The sequence below is a fragment of the Pedobacter sp. Leaf41 genome, from assembly GCF_001422545.1.
Classification (GTDB): Bacteria; Bacteroidota; Bacteroidia; order Sphingobacteriales; family Sphingobacteriaceae; genus Pedobacter.
The window spans coordinates 205,822-227,747 of sequence record NZ_LMLE01000007.1; the positions used below are offsets into that span (position 1 = coordinate 205,822).

A 21,926-nucleotide genomic window follows, 5' to 3' on the forward strand; every position below is an offset into this window, starting at 1 on the left:
CCAGTTTTATTTAATTAGTTCTGCCGCAAACTCTTTGAAAGTTTGTTGTGCACCACCAATTAAGTTATCCAAAACATTTTCATTTTCACCCTCACGGGTAATTTTTTCTATGTTATGTTCATTGTTATAGTCGAAAATGTAGGTTTCTACGAAATTTTCTGTCTGCTCCTCATCGATGTAGGTATCAACTTCAAATACCACCTTAATTGATGTTGCATTAAGTTGATAAACATCTTTTACATTATAAGTCATTGCACAACCAGAGCCACAACTAATCGCAAAAGATTGTTTTTTGATGCGGCTAAAATCTTTCTTCGAATTTGCAGCTCCCTTCTCCTTTACTCTCGGCCTATTTTCTAAAGTATCTACAACAGTTTTTTGCTCTGATTTCTTTCTTTCATTACACGAAATAATTACGACTGCCGGAACAATCAATAGATATAATTTCCAATTTATCACCCTTAATTTCATTTTTATTAGCTTTAAAACAATCTCAATTAATCTTTACATACTTCAAACTACTCTCCTGCCGAAACAGTAACCACCAATTATTATTCACCTTTGCTGCATATTGTAAGTGCATCATGTTGGTATATTCAGGTACTTCTAGCGGAAGAAATTGATAAACACACTGCTTATTTGTAATCTCCAAATCACTGCTTAAGGTTAGCAGTTCGATACCAGAATGTTGTTCGAGCTTCAATGGCGCAAACAATTTATAGTTCGAACCATCATAAACCACTAAACCATCTTCATCATAATACCAATTTTCTATCGATTTATGTTGCTCGCTTAATTGATTTGTTAAACCTTTATCAAAGGATATCTTCAACAAATTATTGTGATCTGATTTCAATAAATCAATGGTTTTATCATGAACAAATAAAGTAGAATGGCGCAAGGCTTTCGTCGTTTTAATGCATTTTACATTTTCCAGTTTTTCATCGGTTTTTACCAGATAATATTCATCGCCCTGCTTAATACCGAAAACAAAGTCATTACTGCTTTTTAACCCATATTTCAGATCAACCAGCTCAAAATTTTTCCTATAGTTAATGGCAGTATTGCCTAATATATCTTTCAAAGACCTCGTTATTAGGTTTTCTCCGGTTTGTGTTTTTAAAACAAGGGCATAAAATTCCTTTGTTTTGTCATTTTTTGTGATGGCATAAGTTAACTTCTCACTAGTTTGTAGCTGTTCGACATAACTATCGGCTCTTCTGCCTGCACTTTCTGGAATGGAGATTTCTTTTTTCGCTTTAAAAACATAATGATTTTCAACAGTATAGAACTCAAAAAAGCTCCAATTCCCATAATAGTCAAAAAAGTATAAGTTTTTATCTACGCTTTCAAATGCTCTGATGTTATAAACCTGCTTCTGTAGCCCTGTGTAATAATCATATTTAGCATCCTTTGAACTATCAATCACAACCATTTGTCTACCTTGATATCGATCTACATTATAGGATAACATTTGTGCCCCAATAATTTTACCACTACTATGATCTGTACCAAATATCATGGTATTACCATCATTATATTTATAAATTTGGCTGATACTGTGTTGGTTTGGGTTGCAGTCTTTAAGTGTTGGTTCTTGATAATTAATGGTTTTCTGAAACCAGACTTGCCATTGCTTTTTAGTCCACTCTCGTCTATCTCCGGTAAATAAATTATTAACACGATGTAAGCGTTCTTTCGCTAATTCTTTCATCATTATTTTCGCGAATTGTACCGATGAACCGCTGCCCTTATCGGTATCGTAAAGGATATAACTTTTTAGCATTACCTGCTTCTCATTATCTAGATTATCAATCCATTGTTTGGTATATAGCAAATCAGCTTGGGTAATCTCATTCCAATCTACAGTATCTTTTAACGAAGGATTTTCAAATATTTTAGTCCCGTAGGTTGCCTCGCTATCAGCCTTACTTTGTTTGGTATAAAAAACCGAGGGTTCATTTTCACTTAACTGCACCAAATCTAGCTTCACCAAATTTTTATCGCTTTGATAAATTTCTGATCTTAAAGGAATGACCAAAATATCATCGAAACCGACTCTAGCCGCATCTTCTTTGGTGAGATTAAGAAAATAACCGTTACCATATTCTGGAAGTTTTAAATGGCCTTTGGTTTTGATAAAGAGTAACCTATTTACTTCATTGCTAAGCCTAACTGCCCGATAATTTTCTTTAAAAACACCACTAACTGTGATGGTATTTTGAGCGAAAACCAATTTACTTAAAATCATGAATACGGTAAAAATTAGAACCTTCATCCCTAAATATGAGTAAAAAGTAACATATAAATCGTTCCGATTGATATTCGCTGGAGATAAATTATAATTCGTTTAAAACCACCTGATCAAATTAAAAAACACGCATTTTCACCAACTAAAAAAGCCCATTGTAATTACAATTAATATGATTAGTAGATAGATAATGATTAGCGACGAAATCACTATTCCAATAATAGATAACCGTTTGGCCGTTTTTAGATTTTGAAATTCTTGCGGCGTAAACTGCTCCACCTGCATTTTTTAACTCTTTGTTAGTTAGCACCAAAACAAGAATGGATAAGGTTAAACTGAAAGCTGAAAGCTCAGTAAAGTAAGAAAGCCATGATAAAATTACCGCGGCTATCGATAGTATGAGGTAAAGTTTAGGATTTTCCATTATTTCTAAACTTTTTTCTTTTTGCCCTAGCAAATCCAAATAATTCGCTACACTTATCTGCATAACTATAATATATGGCATCACTGAAGTCTTCCAGAAAAATTTTATTGTCACTCATTTTCGTTTTAATGGCTGGTAGTTTAATTAATGCACCACGTTTCTTATTAGCTAAGGGGTCAAAATAGTTCCACTCACCAATGTAATCTCCAGTAAGCAGGTTTACACTGCTTTCGCCGCTCCCATCATTAGCAGCATTACCCAAAGCATATCGGCTCATGCCAATCAACTGTACCCTTTTTAGGCTTTTATTGTATCTAAATTGATTGGCATAACCGGCACGAATCCAATCGACCCGGTACTCAAAGCCATTTTTTGTAGGTTCAATAATAGAATTTTCTGTAGATGTCTCGCTGCCTTTACTTGTAATTTTCTTGAATTTCAAAGTGGATAATCGACAAACGATTTTTGAAGTTTTCACATCCACATAAACCGTATCCTTAATGCCATCAAAATCGATGTGTTTAACCAATTTCTGCTGTGAAAAAGCTGAATTATAAGAAACTAGAATCGCGAATATGATGAGGTATTTTTTCATAAAAACTAATTTTGTTTACTGATCGCAATTTCCTTATGCTTAACAAAGAGGGCCGAAGATTTGCTCAAAAAGCTATCATAAATACGCTCGCTGAAATCGGTTAAATATATTTTCTTAAAAGGCATTTTTGTCTTAAATGTTGGAATCTCGATCAGATAGTTTTCTTTTTTTACATCATTATATGCCCAGTTACCAATGTAATTTCCAAGAAGCAAATTTACACTCGCCTCTCCGTTGGCATCGTATTCTGTTAAACCGCTTTCGCGATGGCGCATACCGATAAGCCTAATTATGTTGGTCTTCTTTTCGAATTTAAACTGACTTACACTACCGTAGCGACTATAATTGATAAAAAACTCGAAGCCATTTCGATTGTTGCGAATGCCATAATCTGATGAATATTCAATATTTATCGGCTTGCTTGATATAACTTTAAATTTTGTGGACGAAAGCTTCGCTATAATTACCTTTTTCTCCGTATCAAAATAAACGGTATCCTTAATGCCATCAAAATCTAAATCCTTGACTAATTTTTCTTGTGCATACGAAGCTGATGATGCAAGAAATAAAAAACACCTTACAATTAGTCTATTCATTTTTCGATTTTAATCTTTAAAACTATTTTTTTTGAGCCTTTTACTAAAAATTTGCTAAACTGAACATTTGTCAACCTACTACACCGCCAAGGATCATGTTCAATCCAATGAGTGATATCCCGGTAAAGACTAATAAACTTATGTACAAATAGTTGAAGAAATCGGTTCGTTCTCTTTTAAAAATAATGGTAAGCAAGACTGATAAAATCAGCTGGAAAGTTAAAATGTAAAGCCCAAAATAGTGCATCCAAATTGGATTTAAAATTTTGTAAACGGCATTTAACCAGTTAGTATCTAAACCTCCCAACTGCAAACCAGTGCAAACCAAACTTAAAAATATATAAAAACTGATGGCATAGTTAATACGCCAAAACCATTTCCATTTATTTGCTTGCTTCATCGTTTATCAATAAACATCATGATATTCTATTGTCAATTTCCGAATTGAGGCTATCTCATTTCAATAATCAATACGGTACTTCTTTGAATCAAAAACTTGATGGGTTTTGAATTTTATCTTTGAGCTTTAGTCTTTACAGTTCCCACATCAACAATCGCCTTATAGCCTTCTAGTTCATTTTTGTTTAATTTAAAAATCATATATTCAGGCGCCACTTCATCCCAAGGCATTCTTTCTTCAACTTTAATTTTGTTCCCAGCTTTGTCGTAGTCGGTCACAATTATTTTATCTAAATCATTACTATTTGGCTTATCAACAAAATCAAAAGTTCGGCTCAATTTACCAGACCGATATTCTTCTGTTCTATTTTTAAGAAGTATTTTCTTGAAATAAACCTCGCCATTGCTTAGGTATTTTTCTTCAACATCGCCGAAATGCTTTTCTTCCAGATTGCCATATTTATCATAAATGTTTACCGTTTCCTTTTTACGATCATTCCTTAAAATCAATGTTCCATCACTAAATTTTTCTTTAAGCAAAGGTTCTTCATTTAGGTAAACCATAATGGTACTGTCGTTTCGTTTCTCTCTTCTAAAAGTTTGGGTTATGGTAATCAGGTAATCGTTTTTCTCCTTTTTTACATCAACCTTTTTGCTTTCTGTACGATAAGAATTAATCCCGATAGACGAAGTTAAGATGCCATTTTTATAAGTTTCTTTATAAGAGTTTCCATTTTTATAAACTCTCGAAGAAGGCCCATCAACATAAAAGTTTTTATTCAACGTGAAGCTAAAATCGCCATCCATAGTGCTTGCTTTGTAGTTACCTGCTTTTTTAAGTTGTACATTGTTTTGACTATACACAATTGCGTTACTAAAAGCAGTGGTAGACATTTTATAGAAATCCTTTTCGGCAAGTTTTACGGTATCTTGTGCGCTAACTTTGCCCACCATTGCCAATAGCAGTAAAATGCTGATGTATATTTTCATTTAGTTATATTTTGATTGATAATAAGCAATCCGAAAAACCCTTGAATTTTTTCTTAGATGAAATTTTCTGTTTAATTGTTTGATCTGCAATTATAGCGCTAGCGAATAACATTAAAGTGAACCAATTATAATTCGCTGGGGATGAATTATAATTCGTAGATGAAGAACCACTTTTTGCGATTTTGGAAGGAACAATATAATTGGTTTCGGCAGCTTTTGAGAAAGGTTTTCTTGAGATGCTTGTCTAGCCGGGCTAGATGAGGGACTCGTAATTGTAGATTCTATGATGATAAATTACGCAGGTAACGCAGATTGAAATGATTTCGAATACAAAAGCTAAGTCAAACTAACAAAAAATGAAAGGCAACTAGATTGATTAATCTTTATCGAAAGCACCTTCTAACTTTCTGTAATTTAGTACCATCGCCAAGCTAGTACAGATAAAAATACTTGCCCAAACTCGAATAATGGTAGATTGGTTAGTTTCGACCATGTATAAAAGGCAAAGCAAGGGGAAGCTTAATAATGCAACAAAGAAGCAAATGCCACCAAGGCAAGAGAAAAAATCTTTGCCAAAACCTGAAAGTTTGGCGCCAATAACGCCAAACAAAACGCCTAAAATAGGGATACCAAAAAAGCTCAAAAGTGCAAATGCTGTATTTTGTTCTTCATGTGGCCTCGCGGGTGCTAAAAACAAAAAATAATTTACAGACAGATACATCAGAACCAAATAAGGCATCAAATATTTAAAAACTCGGAAGGATTTAATGGTTTTATCTTCGAAATCTGGAGTGGCAATAACTAAGGGTTGATTGGCTTGCGCTGTAAGTTCGTAAGCGTAGTTACCATTTTTTACTGCGTAGCCCAAAACACTTATCAAATCGCCGTTTTTTAAGGTTCTCTCCGTATAGCGAATATCATCAACAGCATACTTGATGCTATGTTTTGTATCCGATTTGGCTTCTAAAAGCGTTAAATTTAAGTCTTTTATTATGATTTTGATTTTACCAGTCCCGTTGCTTAAATGGAAATCCTGAAATTCTTTTCTTGACGAAGTTTTGGTAACATGCTCCGAGCCACTTTCACTGTCGTAACTTATATTTCCTTCTTCATAAGTGTAAGCGATACATTCTTGTTTAAAATATGGGGTTACGAAAGTTTTGGTTGCGCTCACGTTGCCTTGTATTTTAACCCAACCTTCGGCAATCTGATAAATAGGTGTTGTTTCCGTTCGTACTAATTTGCGTTGCGTTTTGGTAACGTACCATATAAAAATACTTATAAGTGGGGGCAATAACGGAATGAGAATGCGACTAAAAGTTAAACCTAAAAATAACACCAAACCAATGCCTAAGATAAACAGACAGCCAATTTTTAATCCTATTTCTTTAATTTGCATGTTATTTTAGGTGTAATTGCAAGCTTTCATCGGCTTCGTCTTAAATCGCAAAAAATTTCTTTCACTTTACAATTTTTGTTAGCTTTTATTTCGTAATCAGGTTCAATTTCTCTTCTTAACTCCATTGTTTTATAAGCTTAATGAATGTAAAGCTATTTAGCCCAGATTCATTTATTTCCCAACTTAATTATTAACCTTTCCATAACGAAATTGATCAGCCATAAATCACCAAGCTATTCATAACAAGTCAAAATGCCAATTCGCCATTCTGTTTTATGATTTGGATGAGGTTGAAATAGTATCATTCTCAAGTTTCATGGCTTCTTATCTATTTATTCGATTGCTTTTTCTTTTTCAACTTTGGCTTTTCAACTTTTGCAGGTGCTACTATTGTGGGTTGCTGTCCTTGAACTTCTGTAGTTTGCATCAGTTTAGGCGCTGAAACGTTTTCATCCAATCCATTTTCATCTGTTTGTTTGTTCTGATCAGCAACTTTAAAAAGTGCTTGCGTACCTACTTTTACTTTACCAAAATCGGTTAATGTTTGTTCATCTACATCGATATTGTCATATTTCAAGATGTAACTTTCGTCATGATAATCGCTAACCAAAGCATTGCTGTAATCCGTTCCTTTTTTATAAATATCCTTACGGATAAATTTATTCGAAGCCTCATCTAAAACATAATTATTAATATCGAAGATGGAAAATTCTTCTGAGAGGTGATTGAAACCTTTAGCTGTTTTTAGCTGATCGTTAAAGTAAAACACTTTAACATCCTTATCTTTAAGGGCTTGCTTTTTATAATTATTTAAAAACGTTTCGAACTCTGTATCCTTACCCGATTCATATTTTCTAAATTCACCCCAATGAGATTCAAGTACAGTTTTACCCTTTTCGGTTTTAATGGTTGCCGAAAAAGGCCTTTGCTCGCTAATCGTTCGGTGGTAAAAAAGCAGAAAATCGTTGTGGGCGCTATCCAGCTTGAAGCTATTGGTGTTGTATCTGTATAAGTGGTTTACCGTGTTTTGTGCTAAGCTTATCGTCTTCGGATGGTAAGGTAAGTTGCTTACATAATCTGAGGCTCCACCATCATAATTTTCCTCAAAAGTATTCATCAAACTATCATTATCGAGTTTGAGGTAAGTTGGGCCATCATCTAAAAACGCTCGGGTAAAAGTAAACTTTACACCCTTTTTGATATTTGGATTTTTTCTACCCAAAACGGTGAATGCTTGTTTTGGAATATCGGGAATGAAGTTGATGTGGTTATCAGTTAGCGTATATTTTCCCATTACGAGCGTGGCATAACCGAATAGCGCAAAAGTACCATCATCGTAAACGTAAATGCCCCCTTGACTCCCTTGTCCGTACATGCCGGAAGTATTTTTTTTCATATTATTTTCGATTTGTGCGAATGCTGGTGTTGCAGTTAAAAAGATTAAAATCAATAGATAATTTTTCATTGTGTATGGTTCTTTCTCTGTGATATTTGAATTTGCAACGACTGATTTTACAATATTTTTTATTGATACTGAAAGTACTTTTGTTAAATTAAACGCTATAAAAGAATTTGCAAGTCGCTGGGTTTGAGTGATCGTTTATTTATACCAATAAGCACAGTTACGCCGCTAAAAATTCCAACTGTTGTAGGAATTGGTGGCTATTCTTGGATTTGCCAAACAAGCCTCTTCAATCAAACTTCTTGTTAACATTAAATCGCCAAACCTGTAATTGAGCTTCCCAGATACCGTTTCAATGGCAATTACATAACTGATTCCTTTATAACTTACTCGGGTGATATTTATCCGGTTGATATCAAAAAAAGAAACTGTGTGTGTTTTAAAGAGCGTGAAAAAAGTAACTGTATTTTTTCTAAAAATACAAGAGGGATTATATTTTTCCATCATACCAACATTAGCCGTTAGTTTTTTGAGCCTATCAACATCTTTAGCCTCAAGTGAGTTTAAAATGATCAGATATCGATTAAAAAACTGATGTAGCAAAAGTGCAAATGGAAAAATCACAACCAAAAGAGCAATGAACATTACTGCAGCATATAAATAGCTATCTGTCATGCGGTCGTTATATCTTTCAGCACCCAATAATTCTTTTCCGAAGCCATTGGTTTCGTTAACGCTATAAATAAAAAAAACCAATGGAACAATTATGCAAATTGCCAAGCAGCAAATTAATATGAGCTTTTTAACAAATTGGTTCTTCCTCATAAAATGCGCTAAAAAAGCATGTTGTTCTGTATTCATCTGCCGCAGATTTTTAAAACTGATCGAATCATTGATAGATCATAAGTTCTAAATTTTTCAAGAATAATCTGACCAATTATTAAGCTATGCATTAAAAAACTACTTGCCATTATCCTGAAAAGCTTTTATTATAATTTCCCTTGGATCGCTGTCGGCAAACAAAACTTTACCTAACTTATATTTTTGTGTGGTTGTTTTGCTGGGCATATCCTCTTTCATGGTATTGATATCGGTTTGTTCAAAAATACCCTTCAGCAAATCTAATTTGAGTGCTGTTTGCCCGCCAGCACCCATGGCAAAACTGCTTACCTCGGTTAAAACCAGCTCGTTATTGATGTACTTAAACGTGCTATTTAAAGTTCCGTTAGGTCCTGTTGCTTGCTGGGAGAAAAGAATATCTCCGTTTTTATCAATGGTTACGTCTTCAAAATCGTAATTCTGATAACCATCTTCCCGATACTTTGGCTCTATCACCGCAAAAGATTTCGCATCAACACTGTAAGCGTCACCTACTTTTAACACCACCAGAGTTGGCCGAAGTGCGGTAGTATCCCTCGTATTAATTAAGACAAGAACCATATCTTCCAATCCATCATGATTTAAATCGCCACTTGCTTCCATATCGATGTCGAAATATTGGGGAATTAACTCTTCGATTTTATTCCCACTTGTAGGAAAATCGGGTTCCGGATATGTTAGCTTATTATCAGGTTTCGTATTTACGCTTACGGTGTCAACCTTAGTCTTAACGATCGAAATGGTATCGATAGTCTGCTGTTTCTTTTCGTTTCGGCAAGCGCAAATTGAACACAAAGCCAAAGCCAAAACTCCGGTTATCGTTAGTGCTTTATTTATCATGGTTAAATTGTTTAATCAGTCCTGAGGTTAAAAAATATAATGAGCCTAATATTAAGATCCCACACACACTTATCTCTAGAAATTTATTGACGCTCCAATGTTTTTCATTTATAAATTCATCGTAAAGAGCTTCTTTTATTGCTAATTCTTTAGGGTAGTTTTCAGGCATATCTTGCATACCCAAACGCGATTCGAAATAATACTGAAAAGTTGGCCGATACTTTAAAAACACGCTGTATTCATAAAACTCATCATCACATTTTATGCCCGTAAATAACCAGGCAGTTACTAAAAAACAAATGCCTAATTTCAATTTATTGTTCATCCCCACCCTTTTTAAAGCTAATCAGATTTGAGCGCCAGGGTGTTCGTACATCAAATGTTAAACTATCTGATGTTTCGCTAACAAACTTAACTTCACTAATCGTTTCATAACCAACTTTGAGCCGATCATTTCTTTGAAATTCAATATCATTTTTTGCGATAACTTTTTCAAGTAATCCATTGTTTTCTATTATTTCTAAGGCAGGTCTCGTCATAACGGTTCTAACCACCTGTAGCCTATATTTGCCATCAGCAGAAATTGCCACATCACTTCTACTAATGGCCCAAAATGGCAACATCATTGCTATTATGCTTATAATGAATCCTAAAACAATCAAGCCGAAGTAAATCTTCGTGAATATATTTTTCCAAAAAACAACTAAAAAAGCCACGGTGCTTATTGCCCAAAACCAAAATAAAACCCTGTCGCTCCAATAGCCCGCAAGACTTATTTTAAATTTCTGCACCATCATTACATCTACCAATAATGATAGAGTAATTAGGATATAAAAAATTAAAAAAGGCTTTCTAGTCTTCATTGTTTTCAAATCCCCCCTATTGCATCTTCATTTTAATCATAAATATTTCCCAAAAGCTTCTCTGCTGAAACCATTCATTATTTTGTTGGAAGCGGATCATTCAGTAAACCTTGTTCCTTTGTCAGCATAGCAGAATTATCCTTTTTGCCATTGATGAATTCGAAATTCCCCATCCCACAATCGCAGCTGCCAACCGGACCAAACATTCCGTAATTGTAGGATGCATAGTACCTAATTCCAGATAAGACAAAATATCTATCACTTACTTTTACGATCACGCGGTCTTTTTTATCAAAATATTTAAAAGGAAGGAGTACATCTTGTGCAGCATATTTCGGATTAAAATCTACCTTCATTATGGTATCTTTTTTTAATAACTTTCCCTGCTGTAAATAAAAATGAACCTTTTTTAATTCCTTTTCTTTAAAGCCAAATATCTTCAACTGAAGTGTTTCGTTTACAGTCGTAATGGTATCGCAAACCTCTTTTTGATAACGAATTTTTTCCTTTGCTTTTGCATATCTATTCCATTCCATCGAAGCCCAGATCATCCCGAACAATAACAGACAGATTGCTATCACAATCCCGACGAGAATAAGTACAACTTTAAGAATCTTCTTAACCATAGTATTCGGGTTGATGTTACTGCAAAGAGAATGTTACCGGTATCCTGAAGCGATAATTTACAGGTTTGCCATGTAACTTGGCAGGTGTCCATTTTGGCATTCTCTTCAAAACCCTAATCACTTCTTCATCACAACCATGACCTAATTTTCTATCGATTTGAATATTGGTAACTACCCCGTCTTTAGCCACAACAAATGAGGCAAATACCTTTCCCTCAATTTCCTCTTCTCTTGCATCGTCGGGATACTGCAAATTGTTGGCAATATAAGCCCGTAAGGCATTTATCCCCCCAGGAAATTCTGCAGGAAAATCAACATTATCAGGCTTATCAGAGCCGTCTGTAATAGGGCCAGACACAGGTGAAGGTAAGGCAGCTGGCAGAAATCGCTTTTCCCTAATTGTTTTTATAAAATTATTTTTAAAGGTTAGTGAACCACTTTTTTGCTGGGTATAAATTCTATGATAAAATGCATTTGATGCCGATTGATAAAAAACAATAGAATTTGGATTGATTTTAAAGCTTGCTGATGCGATGGTATCACCACTGCTTTTATCATAAACCGTCTTGATTTCTTTAGCTATTGGCTTCAATTTTCCAACCCTAAAAAGCTGGTAAAATGTAGTGTCTTTTTGATGCTTCGCCGCCACCTTCTGTTCAAACAACTGATAACTTACCTTATCAAGCTTAAAACGCTTAACCAGCTTTCTCGTTTGTCCAAACGAAATATTAAAAACGAGAACGAGAAATAGGATGAGGCCTGTTTTTAATTTGATGTGCATGTTTTATGATTTATTTAAAATAAATATTCATTTTCTAACGATTTCTATAACGCTTCTCCAGTCGCACTCCTTCGAAACCGTTCGCTTAACTCGGTAAATCTAATTTGGGTTAGCTGCTTTCAGGTTTATTGAGCCTTAAACAGAACCGTAGAACTTACTTAGGGCTTCTTTAAAAACTCTTTTGCGTCGATGGTTTTGAATTCCTTTTCTTCTTCATCCCATAAATACGATTTGTAATAAACAGCCTCGTCATCCATTTTCTCCTTACAAATACCAGCAACAAATAGCCGGCTGGTAGATTTGCAAACTACACGATCTTCGGCAAAAAGGCATGAGTTTTCTTCGCCCAAAGGCAAATCGTAAATTTTCCCATCCCGTACATCCATCATAAAACCCATAATACAACTGGTGCCACAACCAAAAGTTGCTAAAATATAATGCCCTGCGAAATCAACTTCATCTCGCTCATAGGCTTCGGTAATTCTCGTTTTAAAATCTTTCGCTTCTGGGTAATCTGCCCAATTTAAGGGAGCTTTTGTAAAGTTTTTATCTGCTCCTAAAGCATATTTTTCAAAATTTATAGCATCCCAATAGTTTGGCTTAGCTTCAACTGTTTCGTTATCCGTTACTGGCGTAGCCGTAGTAGTTGTATCTACCATTTGCTTTGGTTCATCAACATGCGCCACAATTGATTTTAGCGTATCAGCTTTTAACTGTTCGGTATCTTGTGTTTTAGGTTTATTTTTACAACCAAATGCGATAAATACTATTGCCATTAAGGCTATCAATCGTGTCATATTGCTTGCCTACAATTAGTTGGTTTTATATTTATTTACCGTTGCCTTATTATAAAAAGTAATACCGAATTTTGTTTCTCCTTTTATAGGGTCGTCTTCCAAAACTTTTTCTTTGGTAATCACAAAATTCTGACCGTTCTTTTCCAATTCCACCCGTTCTGGAGTATCATCAATAACTTTTGCACCCTTCTTATAAAAGGAATAAACTTTACTGATATCATCAGCTGTAAAGGAATAGATATCTCCTTCCAATTCATTGTTCTTATCGGTTGATACATTTATATAAGTAGCCTGGCTACCTGGATACATTTGTAATAGTTTGGCCACCGGTTCGGGATATTTATCGGCCCCCGAACCTTCGCGGTAATAATAATTCATACCACCTTTATCATTGGCTTCCCCTTTTTCTGCTTCTTTATCCTCAAATGAATTTATAGCCCAGGCTGATAACAATAATATCGGCATACCAATAGCAATGCATTTAAGCAAGAATTTTAATCGCTCCTTATTGGCAAAAAAGAATGTTACGTTTGACATCGTTCTTGATTTTTATTTATAAAATGATTTCAAAAATTATTTTTCAGCTTTTTCAACATCGATCAGTTTTCGATCGCTAATCATCTGCTCTAATTCACTCTTTGTAAATTTGGTTTCATTCTTCGAATAATTATCAGCTTCATTCTTCATTAATTGATCAAGCTGACTTGCCTTACGTGCAACCTCATTGTGCTTTACAACAGTAACCGTATCACCGTTTACGGCAATTACTTTATACAAAGCATAGTTTCTATTTCCGTCTTTTACTTGATAAACATCATTAACAATGGGTGTTTCAATATCAGCTTTGCTAGCCCCACCAAAAACAACAACGCCAATAACGAATGCCATAAACAAACCAATTAAAATTAAGCCGGTGCGGTATACCCATGGTGTTTTTGCTCGGGACTTTTCCTGCTCGTAAACCGTTTTCAATCCATCAGGCATTTCGTTATTATATAAAACCTGTTTGCAATGGCTGCACTGGCTCGCCCCAACTTTGCTATATGGAAACATGGGAATCCAAAAGATGTGAAAATATTTAACCGCAAAAACTAAGCTCACAGTTTGCGTAGATCCACAATTGTGGCAATTCGCCTTGGTACTACTACCTGTTAAAGTTTTTGATCTTGTTCCGAAGATTATCATATTGCTATTCTGTGTAAAATGATGGAATAGATTATGGATTAAACATATCCATAATCTGCTGTTTTAACTAGCACCAATTATAATTCGCTGGGTTTCGATTACAATTCGTAGTCATTTGATTGTTTTTTAAAATCCATTGGTCAACATTAACGCTTTCAAGTGATCTATTTTCCGGATAATTAATCTTTATGCATCAAATTTGATTTTCTGATTTGCTTTGCATAAATTGAGAACAGTGTTAAAGTATTATAACCTATGAAAAGATTTCTGCTAATCATTTTTTTAGCCAGCACATTATCCTTGCAGGCACAAACCCTCATGAATAATTGTAAATATATCATTGTGCCTGAAAGGTTTAGCTTCTTAAAAAAGGTTAATCAATACAATTTAAATGCACTTACGAAAAGCTTGTTCGAAGAACGAGGTTTCACCGTTTATTACGATAATTTAGAGTTACCAACTGAAATTGCCAGCGATAAATGCAAGGCTTTAACTATTGATATTGAAGAGAATAACAGCATGTTCTCTACCAACCTCACCCTTTTACTAAAAGATTGTAAAGGCGCTTTAGTTTTAAAAAGCAAGCAAGGGAAAAGCAGAGAAAAAGATTACCAGGTTTCTTACACTGAGGCGCTGAACGCAGCTTTTGCATCGCTCCCTGATTTTAGCAAAATGCCAATAACTGAGGCCCAACCTATTGCCGCTGCACCTCCAGCCGAACCTGTAAAAGCAGTGGTGATAACGGAACCTGTAAAGGCAGTAAAAGAGGAAGCCTCGCCAGCTATAGCCAAAGAAAACAAACCGTCGGCGGCCACGCTAATTCCTCAAGCCAATGCGCTTGGCTTCGATTTATTAGATGCCACATCAAAAAAGATATTTACCCTGTTAAAAACTTCTTTAACAGATGTTTTTATTGCCAATACAGTTAACACAACGGGTATCATTTTCAAGAAAAGAGGAAATTGGTTTTACGAATGTTATAAAGATGGGGCCGTAGCTACAGAACAGCTTTCTATTAACTTCGATAAATAAGGCGGAAAGATCTGAGCAACAAAAATACGATGTTGAGGTTTTAAAGAGAGGATCCAATGGATTTGAAAAATTTAACCCATTGAATCAAACTTATGTCTAGCGTTGCTCAATTTCTTTCAAGCTGCTCATCTTTTTATTAGCTAAAAATCCTTTGATATCTTCGAAATGCTCTCTTACCCGCTTATTTCCGAATTCGAAAACTTTTGTCGCCAATCCATCTAAGAAATCACGATCATGGGAAACTAAGATTAAAGTGCCATCAAAATCTTTCAAAGCATCTTTAATAATGTCTTTTGTTTTCATATCCAAATGATTGGTAGGCTCATCAAGAATTAACACATTTACAGGCTCGAGCAATAACTTAATCATGGCTAAACGTGTTTTTTCCCCACCACTAAGCACTTTTACTTTTTTAGTGGTATCATCGCCACTGAACATAAATGCGCCCAATAAATCTTTAATTTTAATGGTTCCATCCGTTAGCGGAATCTGATCAATGGTTTCAAAAACAGTTAAGCTTTCATCAAGCAAAGCGGCCTGGTTTTGAGCGAAGTAACCGATTTTGGCATTGTGCCCAACTTTTAAAGAACCTTCAAAATCAATTTCGCCCATAATTGCTTTAATCATGGTTGATTTACCTTCGCCGTTCTTTCCTACAAAAGCTACCTTTTCGCCTCTTTCAATCACCATCGATGCTTTTTCAAATACCACATGGTCACCATATTTTTTGGTCAGCTCTTCTACCATTACAGGGTATTGGCCTGAACGCGGTGAAGGTGGAAACTTCAATCGCAAAGCTGATGTATCTACCTCATCAATTTCAATAACATCCAGTTTCTCGAGCATTTTAACCCTTGATTGTACTTGGAGCGTTTTTGAATAGGTGCCTCTAAACCGATCAATAAATTCCTGATTATCTGCAATAAAACGCTGCTGTTCTTCATAAGCTTTCAACTGATGAATCCTTCTATCAGCCCTTAGCTGGAGGTAGTGACTATATTTAGCTTTATAATCATAAATCCTGCCCATGGTTACTTCAATGGTCCGATTGGCAATGTTATCTACAAAGGCCCTATCGTGCGAAATAACCATTACCGCTTTGGCCGAATTGATTAAAAAATCTTCCAACCATTGAATACTTTCTATATCCATGTGATTGGTAGGCTCATCAAGCAAAATCAAATCCGGCTTCTTCAACAGTATTTTTGCCAGTTCGATCCGCATGCGCCAACCTCCAGAAAATTCGGAAGTTTGCCGCGTAAAATCCTTACGCTCAAAGCCCAATCCTTTTAAAACTTTCTCTACTTCCGCATCATAATTAACCTCTTCAATGGAATAGAATTTTTCGCTTAATTCTGATACCCTTTCAATAAGCTTCATGTAATCATCGCTCTCATAATCGGTGCGAATAGTGAGTTGCTCATTTAGCTCGTCCAATTCTTTTTGCATCTGATTTACCTCTTGAAAGGCTTTCATTGTTTCTTCAAAAACAGTTACCTTATCTTGTGTAAGCAAATGTTGTGGTAAGTAGGCGATTACCGCTTCTTTCGGGCCAGTCACATTGCCAGTAGTAGGTTTAGAAACATCGGCAATGATTTTTAAAATGGTCGATTTACCTGCACCATTTTTACCCATTAGGGCAATTTTATCGTTTTCGTTGATAGAAAAAGTAACGTCGCTAAAAAGAGTTGTTCCGCCAAAGGAAACGGAAATGTTATTTACATTAATCACAATTATAATTTTAAATGATTTTGCAAAGATAAACGAAAGCAGATAAATGCAACCTTTTTATTGAAAGATCACTTTTTACATTTTCGATCCTATGCAATCGACCAACAGCCTAGAATGAGCTTTGGCTATGAATAGAATTGACCCAGGGATCAATTCCCTATCGTTCTATCTTCAACCACAGCTGAGCATAGGGAGCGAATTGAATTTTGTCTTTGCTGACCACCTTAAAATTACCAATCAATGCCTTTTCATTGCCTTTTAGTGGAAAAGAAGCGGTTAGAGCTTTGTTGCTGAAATTATGTAAAACAATGATTTCTCTTTCAGGAGTAACATATTTTATGCCCAGCACCGAATTATTTTTTACTTCCAACAGTTCCCAATCGGCGGTGCCAATTTCGGGTAGTGAACGCCTTAACGAAATGAGATTCCTAATGAAGTTTAAAAGCGAGTTTGGGTCTTTAGATTGATCTTCAACATTTACCTTTTGATAGGCATAATCTCCATAGGAAATTACCGGTCTTATTGTCTTAGAAGCGGTGCTAAATCCTGAATTCTTCAATGCGTTCCATTGCATAGGTGTCCTTACTGAAAGGCGCTCGGCAAGGGTAAGATCATCGCCCATGCCTATCTCTTCTCCCGAGCGGATAACTGGCGCCCCCGGAAGCGAGTACAATACACTATATGCCATTTTTATTTGTTCTGGCTTACCTAGCATTGGCGCCAGTCGTCGCCGAATGCCTCTGTTATAAAGCTGCATGTTGGGTTCGGGCCCGAATTTTTCATATACTTTGTTCCGTTCCGCTTTACTTAATCTGCCCAAGTCAATTTCATCATGATTACGAAGAAAATAAGCCCATTGTGAAGGCTCGGGCTTTATTCGGGTTTCATGTAAGGCATCTTTAAACGTCGAAACATTTTCATCGGCCATTGCATAAAACAAATGTTGGTTGGCATAAAAATGAAACATCATTTGTAAACGGTCGCCTTTCTCACCGAAATATTCAATGTTTTCTTTAGGTGAAACATTTGCCTCACCTAACAATACCGTTTCCTTGTCTATAGATTTTGCTGCTGTTACAATCGAATCTAATACACCAAACATTTTTGCTGGCTTTGCTGCCCCAGATTCAGGTACGTCGATGATAAAGGGTACGGCATCTAACCTAAAACCCTTTATGCCTTTTGCCGACCAATAGCGAAGAATTTTAATTGCTTCTTGTTGAACCTGCTTATTTTGATAGTTTAAATCTGGTTGAAAATCATAAAAACGATGGAAGTAGTACTTTTTTGCGATTTCGTCATAAGTCCAGGTTTGAGATTGAAAACCTTCGAACACCATACCCTTATCAAAATCTTTGGGCTTAGTTGCAGACCATACATATCTGGATCGAAAATTGCCTGTGCTATCGGTGCGGGCTTTGATATACCAGGGATGTTCAATTGAAGTATGATTCAATACCATATCCATCACGATTTTGATATTGCGTTGCCTGGCGGCGACCATAAAAGCTTCAAAATCGGCCATGTTACCAAGTCTTGGGTCAATTCCATAATAATCTGTAACGTCGTAGCCATCATCATGATCCGGAGTAGGCTGAAATGGCGAAAGCCAAATGACTTCTACTCCTAAAGAATCGAGGTAAGGCAACTTTTGTGTGAGGCCTTTGAAATCTCCAATACCATTTCCATCACTATCTTTAAAAATATCTATATCCAAGTTGTAAATAATACTGTTTCTGTACCATGTTGGTGCTACTTCAGCTGAGATTTTTTTGTGATCTTGCTTACAGGCGCCAAAGAGCAAAATAATAGCCCAGACCAACGACGTGAATTTTAGTAAGACAAAGTGTTTAAGATGTTTTCCTCCACTCATCAGCATTAATTTTTAATAGGACGTATTTTAGTTGAATCTTTTCTGGCCACTTTACGTTTCAAAGAGTCCTGCCGTTTATCTATTGCTTTTAAGCTGTCGCGTTTTGGCCACTTCGTCGCTTTGGGATTATACTTACCTGCTTTAGGCACAGGTTTCTTTATCAAAGTATCATTCGTGCTTCGTTGCCTGGTTCCTGTAGGTACCTGCGCTAGTAAAGTGAAATTTACCGATGTGATTAATGTAAAAACGAGTATGACTTGTTTCATAAAATGATCTTCTTTAGCTGAGGTGTTTCATCAATCCTACTCAAAAACAACCCTCCTATTTTAGAGAATGTTTTAGTTAATTCATTTTTGCGATAGCAGATATGATGTCATCCTATGAAAAAAACCGCTAAAGTTTGAGTGCCAAAAAATCCAATAATTTTAAAAAAACAAAACAAAGTTTTAACCAATGGGATTTTATAAAGACAACTTATACGACTATGAAAACGAAAATAAAATCGACAGTAGCTTTGTGTTTAGTAGCAATATTAACAGCCTGCACGAACTACAAGCCTGAGAAAGGAAATCACTATAAAGATACAGAGGATACGCTTAAGAAAGATTCGGTTCAAAAAACCTACCAATTTAGATAATCGCGATTCTGTTAAGAAATACTAATTTTTAATTTGAAAGAATATTTTCAGACTTAAAAATGGACAATAAAAATTTATACGAGAAGATTGGCGAACTGTTAATAGCGCATGATTTTACCATTGCATTTGCTGAAAGCGCCACTGCCGGAAGATTATCAGCTGATTTTTCTCTAATTGAAGATGCTGGAAAATTTTTAAAAGGTGGTGTAGTTTGTTACGATGCCTGCATCAAAGAAGACATGCTTCATGTTGATCACGAACTTATTCAAAAATTTACACCAGAAAGTATGGAGGTTACGAAAGCGATAACCTATGGCTTAAGTAAAATTATCAAAGCCGACATTCATATTGGGGTAACAGGCCTAACTTGTCCTGGTGGGAGCGAAAGTGAAAGTAAACCGGTAGGCACCATGTTTATCTATGGTAGTTTTCAGGGGGAGCGCATTTTTGCAGATCGAATAAAATTCGACGGCAATAAATCAGAAATCATCTCTGCAACAGTGAGCCATTGCGCCACGCTTCTCTATCGGTACTTACAATCGATTAGTCGGTAAACCAATTGTTAACCGTAAACCAAAAGCCAAGGTTGGGCTTATAGAGGCTTGTACTTTTTCCAGCTGCATAAGGATAAAATTGATTTCTTTTCAGCTGGTAAACTTCATTAAAATTTTCGTTTACACGAGTTAGAACGTAAATATTAATCCCTTTCAAATGTGAATTCTCCACATCCAATGCTTCTATAAAACTAACCCTCTGGGCCATTTTCTTTACTTTTGAAATGGGTTCTTTAGAAAGGTAAATCAACGAAGTGCCAACCAACTCGGGTGGAGATTCTAAAATGAAACTATTGCTGGCCGAAATAATCTGCAAGTTATTGATCTTTACATATCGTTTCAAGGCGCCTGCAATAGCGTAATCATCAGTTAGGATATATTTTGCAGGTTGATTTTCGATTTCATTTACGGCTAAACCTACTTTATTTGCAGCGATTTCCCAGCCAGACATGTCAGCAAAAAATTGTGGTATCGAGCCCTGAGAACCATCTTCCCAAGTCATAGGCCGAGAAAAACTGGTTAATGCCACCATTTGCCTAATATATGTTCGGCAATTCCCCATCGATAAGATCGGAATGACCAAAGGCAAACTTAATATTCCAAATAATGAGATCATCAACAAAAAGATGGTCTTCTTCACTCGGCTCAACTTGGTTAGCATGATTTCCCAGCAATATCCACCCGCAGCAAATAGAAAAGGAAACATGCCTAAGCCATAATACAGTTTGCCTTTTAACAAGGCCAAAGCCAGTACAAGAAGCAATGTTGATATAGGCCAGATTAACAAATACCGCCCACCCTTTTTGGATAGCAGCAGGTATAGAAAACCCGCCATCCACACAGAGACACCGGCACCATGAAAAAATACGAGCTGAAATAAATAATCAGGGATGTTTAAAGCAAAAGCCTGTTGACCAACTAAGCCTAAAAAATTAAAAACAGGAAAACCATGTTGTGCCTGCCATAAAATATTGGGCATCATCATTACCAGGAAAAGGATTGCCGCACCAATCAGAGCAGGAAATCCCACCTTTAAACGCCCTTTAAAAACCATCAGTGAGGCTAAGCCAAGCGTTACCAAATACATGAAGATGGTGTACTTATTTAACATCCCAATGCCAATTACCGCACCAGAGAGTAATAAGTAAGTCGGTTTTTGGGTTTGGAAATAACGTAAAAGCACAAACGCAAAAAGCGTCCACAAAAATTCATCAAAAACTACGGGTTGTAACAGATAAGAGGTTGCTAAAAAAGACGGCGACCAGATTATTGCCAAACAAGCGACAATAATCCCTAGCCTTTTAGCACCTAAGTAATGTGCTATTAAACCAGTGAGCACTACCGTTAAACTAGAAAACAACGTGGGAAAAATGCGCCATGCCGCAACACTATCGCCAAATAATTTTGCCGATAGGCCCGCTACCCAGGTAACCAATGGCGAAATATCTGGGAATCCCCATTGAAAATCTTTCCCTAAATGGATGTAGTACAACTCATCGGCATGTAATCCGTACCGCGGAAGAAAGAATACATGAAGCGTAAATTTTAGTAAGCCAAAAAAAACCAATAATCCAACCGTGGCTTTGGGGAGTTTAGGATTATTGGTGCTCGATTTTAGAGCAGTATTGACGGTGCTTTCCCAATTTGGATTCCAATCTGCTTTCTCCAACTGATAAATAGGCGAATCAATTAACATGCGCATTCTTCTCCCCTAAAAATAAGTTGTTTTGGGAAGATAAGTATCGAAATCATAAACCGAATCACCAAAATTATTAATTGAAAACTGAAAACGAAAAACCTCCGCCTGGTAAATAGCGAAAGTAAAGTTATTTGTTGCTTTCAACTGCATGTCGAAGACAATTTTTTTTATGTGCTCATCAACTCCGTGTGCTATCAGGAATCTGAAATGAAGCGAAATAAGGTTAGGCGATTGAAACCGGATGGAACTGATTTCACCTCCGTAATGATAAAAAAGCGCTTCAAGTATAGCTAAGCCTGGTTGAAATTGCAAATTGCGTTTATTTTGCGAAATCATCGGGTTCATCATAGCGATATAACATCGTTTATGGCAA

The 21,926-nt window shown here is 35.9% G+C and carries 26 protein-coding genes; 3 read left to right on the forward strand and 23 right to left on the reverse strand.

Annotated elements, in window-relative coordinates; genetic code table 11:
* Positions 1-6: 6 nt before the first annotated feature.
* The 18 genes from ASE92_RS11255 to ASE92_RS11340 form a co-directional block, all read right to left on the reverse strand.
* Complete coding sequence (locus ASE92_RS11255; RefSeq protein ID WP_056850200.1) at positions 7-471, reverse strand: hypothetical protein; 465 nt, start codon at positions 469-471, stop codon at positions 7-9.
* Between the two features lie 22 nt (positions 472-493).
* Positions 494-2,251 carry a hypothetical protein gene (locus tag ASE92_RS11260; protein WP_157255720.1) on the reverse strand — a complete coding sequence of 586 codons (1,758 nt, stop codon included), beginning with the start codon at positions 2,249-2,251 and terminating at the stop codon, positions 494-496.
* 142 nt (positions 2,252-2,393) lie between these two features.
* Positions 2,394-2,675, reverse strand: coding sequence for a hypothetical protein (locus tag ASE92_RS11265; protein WP_056850202.1), 282 nt, complete (start codon positions 2,673-2,675; stop codon positions 2,394-2,396).
* Complete coding sequence (locus tag ASE92_RS11270) at positions 2,662-3,270, reverse strand: hypothetical protein (RefSeq protein ID WP_056850203.1); 609 nt, start codon at positions 3,268-3,270, stop codon at positions 2,662-2,664. Before ASE92_RS11270 ends, ASE92_RS11265 begins: the two co-directional genes overlap by 14 nt.
* A 5-nt stretch (positions 3,271-3,275) precedes the next feature.
* A complete protein-coding gene (locus ASE92_RS11275) occupies positions 3,276-3,866 on the reverse strand; it encodes a hypothetical protein (RefSeq protein WP_056850204.1) in 591 nt (196 codons plus the stop codon).
* Between the two features lie 70 nt (positions 3,867-3,936).
* Positions 3,937-4,266: a hypothetical protein gene (locus ASE92_RS11280; protein WP_056850205.1), complete on the reverse strand. Its 330-nt coding sequence runs from the start codon at positions 4,264-4,266 to the stop codon at positions 3,937-3,939.
* 113 nt (positions 4,267-4,379) lie between these two features.
* Positions 4,380-5,255 carry a hypothetical protein gene (locus ASE92_RS11285; protein WP_056850206.1) on the reverse strand — a complete coding sequence of 292 codons (876 nt, stop codon included), beginning with the start codon at positions 5,253-5,255 and terminating at the stop codon, positions 4,380-4,382.
* A 376-nt stretch (positions 5,256-5,631) separates the two neighbouring features.
* A complete protein-coding gene (locus tag ASE92_RS11290) occupies positions 5,632-6,654 on the reverse strand; it encodes a hypothetical protein (RefSeq protein ID WP_056850207.1) in 1,023 nt (340 codons plus the stop codon).
* Between the two features lie 328 nt (positions 6,655-6,982).
* Complete coding sequence (locus ASE92_RS11295; protein WP_056850208.1) at positions 6,983-8,119, reverse strand: hypothetical protein; 1,137 nt, start codon at positions 8,117-8,119, stop codon at positions 6,983-6,985.
* Positions 8,120-8,284: 165 nt separating this feature from the next.
* Positions 8,285-8,917: a hypothetical protein gene (locus ASE92_RS11300; RefSeq protein ID WP_056850209.1), complete on the reverse strand. Its 633-nt coding sequence runs from the start codon at positions 8,915-8,917 to the stop codon at positions 8,285-8,287.
* 99 nt (positions 8,918-9,016) lie between these two features.
* Positions 9,017-9,775 carry a hypothetical protein gene (locus tag ASE92_RS11305; RefSeq protein ID WP_056850210.1) on the reverse strand — a complete coding sequence of 253 codons (759 nt, stop codon included), beginning with the start codon at positions 9,773-9,775 and terminating at the stop codon, positions 9,017-9,019.
* Positions 9,765-10,100: a hypothetical protein gene (locus ASE92_RS11310; RefSeq protein ID WP_056850211.1), complete on the reverse strand. Its 336-nt coding sequence runs from the start codon at positions 10,098-10,100 to the stop codon at positions 9,765-9,767. The genes ASE92_RS11305 and ASE92_RS11310 overlap by 11 nt, the downstream gene beginning before the upstream one ends.
* Positions 10,090-10,638 (reverse strand): hypothetical protein, encoded by a 549-nt coding sequence (locus ASE92_RS11315; protein ID WP_056850212.1) that lies wholly within the window; start codon positions 10,636-10,638, stop codon positions 10,090-10,092. The genes ASE92_RS11310 and ASE92_RS11315 overlap by 11 nt, the downstream gene beginning before the upstream one ends.
* A 77-nt stretch (positions 10,639-10,715) precedes the next feature.
* On the reverse strand, positions 10,716-11,264 hold the full coding sequence (locus ASE92_RS11320) for a hypothetical protein (protein WP_157255721.1): 549 nt from the start codon (positions 11,262-11,264) through the stop codon (positions 10,716-10,718).
* Between the two features lie 16 nt (positions 11,265-11,280).
* Positions 11,281-12,045 (reverse strand): energy transducer TonB, encoded by a 765-nt coding sequence (locus ASE92_RS11325; protein ID WP_056850214.1) that lies wholly within the window; start codon positions 12,043-12,045, stop codon positions 11,281-11,283.
* A gap of 158 nt (positions 12,046-12,203) precedes the next feature.
* The gene (locus tag ASE92_RS11330; RefSeq protein ID WP_157255722.1) at positions 12,204-12,842 is read right to left on the reverse strand and encodes a hypothetical protein; all 639 of its coding nucleotides are present in this window, start codon (positions 12,840-12,842) and stop codon (positions 12,204-12,206) included.
* Positions 12,843-12,857: 15 nt separating this feature from the next.
* Positions 12,858-13,379: a hypothetical protein gene (locus ASE92_RS11335; RefSeq protein ID WP_056850216.1), complete on the reverse strand. Its 522-nt coding sequence runs from the start codon at positions 13,377-13,379 to the stop codon at positions 12,858-12,860.
* A 36-nt stretch (positions 13,380-13,415) separates the two neighbouring features.
* Positions 13,416-14,027, reverse strand: coding sequence for a zinc-ribbon domain-containing protein (locus tag ASE92_RS11340; RefSeq protein ID WP_056850217.1), 612 nt, complete (start codon positions 14,025-14,027; stop codon positions 13,416-13,418).
* 255 nt (positions 14,028-14,282) lie between these two features.
* Here ASE92_RS11340 and ASE92_RS11345 point away from each other — a divergent pair, with 255 nt between their 5' ends.
* On the forward strand, positions 14,283-15,059 hold the full coding sequence (locus ASE92_RS11345; protein WP_056850218.1) for a hypothetical protein: 777 nt from the start codon (positions 14,283-14,285) through the stop codon (positions 15,057-15,059).
* A 96-nt stretch (positions 15,060-15,155) separates the two neighbouring features.
* Here the strand turns inward: ASE92_RS11345 and ASE92_RS11350 are convergent, their stop codons facing one another.
* The 3 genes from ASE92_RS11350 to ASE92_RS11360 all read right to left on the reverse strand — a co-directional run bounded on the left by ASE92_RS11350 (position 15,156) and on the right by ASE92_RS11360 (position 18,929).
* Complete coding sequence (locus tag ASE92_RS11350) at positions 15,156-16,790, reverse strand: ABC-F family ATP-binding cassette domain-containing protein (protein WP_056850219.1); 1,635 nt, start codon at positions 16,788-16,790, stop codon at positions 15,156-15,158.
* A 157-nt stretch (positions 16,791-16,947) separates the two neighbouring features.
* Entirely contained in the window at positions 16,948-18,663 is a 1,716-nt protein-coding gene (locus tag ASE92_RS11355) for an alpha-amylase family protein (protein WP_162237759.1), read from the reverse strand.
* A gap of 5 nt (positions 18,664-18,668) precedes the next feature.
* Positions 18,669-18,929, reverse strand: a complete 261-nt coding sequence (locus ASE92_RS11360; protein WP_056850221.1) for a hypothetical protein — start codon at positions 18,927-18,929, stop codon at positions 18,669-18,671.
* Between the two features lie 218 nt (positions 18,930-19,147).
* Here ASE92_RS11360 and ASE92_RS21175 point away from each other — a divergent pair, with 218 nt between their 5' ends.
* Both ASE92_RS21175 and ASE92_RS11365 read left to right on the forward strand, forming a co-directional pair.
* Entirely contained in the window at positions 19,148-19,300 is a 153-nt protein-coding gene (locus ASE92_RS21175) for a hypothetical protein (protein WP_157255723.1), read from the forward strand.
* A gap of 59 nt (positions 19,301-19,359) precedes the next feature.
* Positions 19,360-19,854 (forward strand): CinA family protein, encoded by a 495-nt coding sequence (locus ASE92_RS11365; RefSeq protein ID WP_056850222.1) that lies wholly within the window; start codon positions 19,360-19,362, stop codon positions 19,852-19,854.
* Here ASE92_RS11365 and ASE92_RS11370 read toward each other — a convergent pair.
* Both ASE92_RS11370 and ASE92_RS11375 read right to left on the reverse strand, forming a co-directional pair.
* On the reverse strand, positions 19,844-21,556 hold the full coding sequence (locus tag ASE92_RS11370) for a glycosyltransferase family 39 protein (RefSeq protein ID WP_082455037.1): 1,713 nt from the start codon (positions 21,554-21,556) through the stop codon (positions 19,844-19,846). The two genes, ASE92_RS11365 and ASE92_RS11370, sit on opposite strands and share 11 nt — an antisense overlap.
* Positions 21,557-21,565: 9 nt before the next feature.
* The gene (locus ASE92_RS11375) at positions 21,566-21,901 is read right to left on the reverse strand and encodes a hypothetical protein (protein WP_056850224.1); all 336 of its coding nucleotides are present in this window, start codon (positions 21,899-21,901) and stop codon (positions 21,566-21,568) included.
* Positions 21,902-21,926 lie beyond the last annotated feature (25 nt).

Excerpts from the sequence above, each read along its gene's own strand:
- ASE92_RS11365 (WP_056850222.1), top strand. The coding sequence starts at position 19,360 with ATGGACAATAAAAATTTATACGAGAAGATTGGCGAACTGTTAATAGCG.
- ASE92_RS21175 (WP_157255723.1), top strand. The coding sequence starts at position 19,148 with ATGAAAACGAAAATAAAATCGACAGTAGCTTTGTGTTTAGTAGCAATA.
- ASE92_RS11290 (WP_056850207.1), bottom strand. The coding sequence starts at position 6,654 with ATGCAAATTAAAGAAATAGGATTAAAAATTGGCTGTCTGTTTATCTTA.
- ASE92_RS11310 (WP_056850211.1), bottom strand. The coding sequence starts at position 10,100 with ATGAACAATAAATTGAAATTAGGCATTTGTTTTTTAGTAACTGCCTGG.
- ASE92_RS11300 (WP_056850209.1), bottom strand. The coding sequence starts at position 8,917 with ATGAATACAGAACAACATGCTTTTTTAGCGCATTTTATGAGGAAGAAC.
- ASE92_RS11340 (WP_056850217.1), bottom strand. The coding sequence starts at position 14,027 with ATGATAATCTTCGGAACAAGATCAAAAACTTTAACAGGTAGTAGTACC.
- ASE92_RS11255 (WP_056850200.1), bottom strand. The coding sequence starts at position 471 with ATGAAATTAAGGGTGATAAATTGGAAATTATATCTATTGATTGTTCCG.
- ASE92_RS11295 (WP_056850208.1), bottom strand. The coding sequence starts at position 8,119 with ATGAAAAATTATCTATTGATTTTAATCTTTTTAACTGCAACACCAGCA.
- ASE92_RS11315 (WP_056850212.1), bottom strand. The coding sequence starts at position 10,638 with ATGAAGACTAGAAAGCCTTTTTTAATTTTTTATATCCTAATTACTCTA.
- ASE92_RS11370 (WP_082455037.1), bottom strand. The coding sequence starts at position 21,556 with ATGCGCATGTTAATTGATTCGCCTATTTATCAGTTGGAGAAAGCAGAT.
- ASE92_RS11345 (WP_056850218.1), top strand. The coding sequence starts at position 14,283 with ATGAAAAGATTTCTGCTAATCATTTTTTTAGCCAGCACATTATCCTTG.
- ASE92_RS11355 (WP_162237759.1), bottom strand. The coding sequence starts at position 18,663 with ATGAGTGGAGGAAAACATCTTAAACACTTTGTCTTACTAAAATTCACG.
- ASE92_RS11320 (WP_157255721.1), bottom strand. The coding sequence starts at position 11,264 with ATGGTTAAGAAGATTCTTAAAGTTGTACTTATTCTCGTCGGGATTGTG.
- ASE92_RS11285 (WP_056850206.1), bottom strand. The coding sequence starts at position 5,255 with ATGAAAATATACATCAGCATTTTACTGCTATTGGCAATGGTGGGCAAA.
- ASE92_RS11325 (WP_056850214.1), bottom strand. The coding sequence starts at position 12,045 with ATGCACATCAAATTAAAAACAGGCCTCATCCTATTTCTCGTTCTCGTT.
- ASE92_RS11330 (WP_157255722.1), bottom strand. The coding sequence starts at position 12,842 with ATGACACGATTGATAGCCTTAATGGCAATAGTATTTATCGCATTTGGT.
- ASE92_RS11280 (WP_056850205.1), bottom strand. The coding sequence starts at position 4,266 with ATGAAGCAAGCAAATAAATGGAAATGGTTTTGGCGTATTAACTATGCC.
- ASE92_RS11305 (WP_056850210.1), bottom strand. The coding sequence starts at position 9,775 with ATGATAAATAAAGCACTAACGATAACCGGAGTTTTGGCTTTGGCTTTG.
- ASE92_RS11265 (WP_056850202.1), bottom strand. The coding sequence starts at position 2,675 with ATGGAAAATCCTAAACTTTACCTCATACTATCGATAGCCGCGGTAATT.
- ASE92_RS11375 (WP_056850224.1), bottom strand. The coding sequence starts at position 21,901 with ATGATGAACCCGATGATTTCGCAAAATAAACGCAATTTGCAATTTCAA.
- ASE92_RS11335 (WP_056850216.1), bottom strand. The coding sequence starts at position 13,379 with ATGTCAAACGTAACATTCTTTTTTGCCAATAAGGAGCGATTAAAATTC.
- ASE92_RS11275 (WP_056850204.1), bottom strand. The coding sequence starts at position 3,866 with ATGAATAGACTAATTGTAAGGTGTTTTTTATTTCTTGCATCATCAGCT.
- ASE92_RS11260 (WP_157255720.1), bottom strand. The coding sequence starts at position 2,251 with ATGATTTTAAGTAAATTGGTTTTCGCTCAAAATACCATCACAGTTAGT.
- ASE92_RS11270 (WP_056850203.1), bottom strand. The coding sequence starts at position 3,270 with ATGAAAAAATACCTCATCATATTCGCGATTCTAGTTTCTTATAATTCA.
- ASE92_RS11360 (WP_056850221.1), bottom strand. The coding sequence starts at position 18,929 with ATGAAACAAGTCATACTCGTTTTTACATTAATCACATCGGTAAATTTC.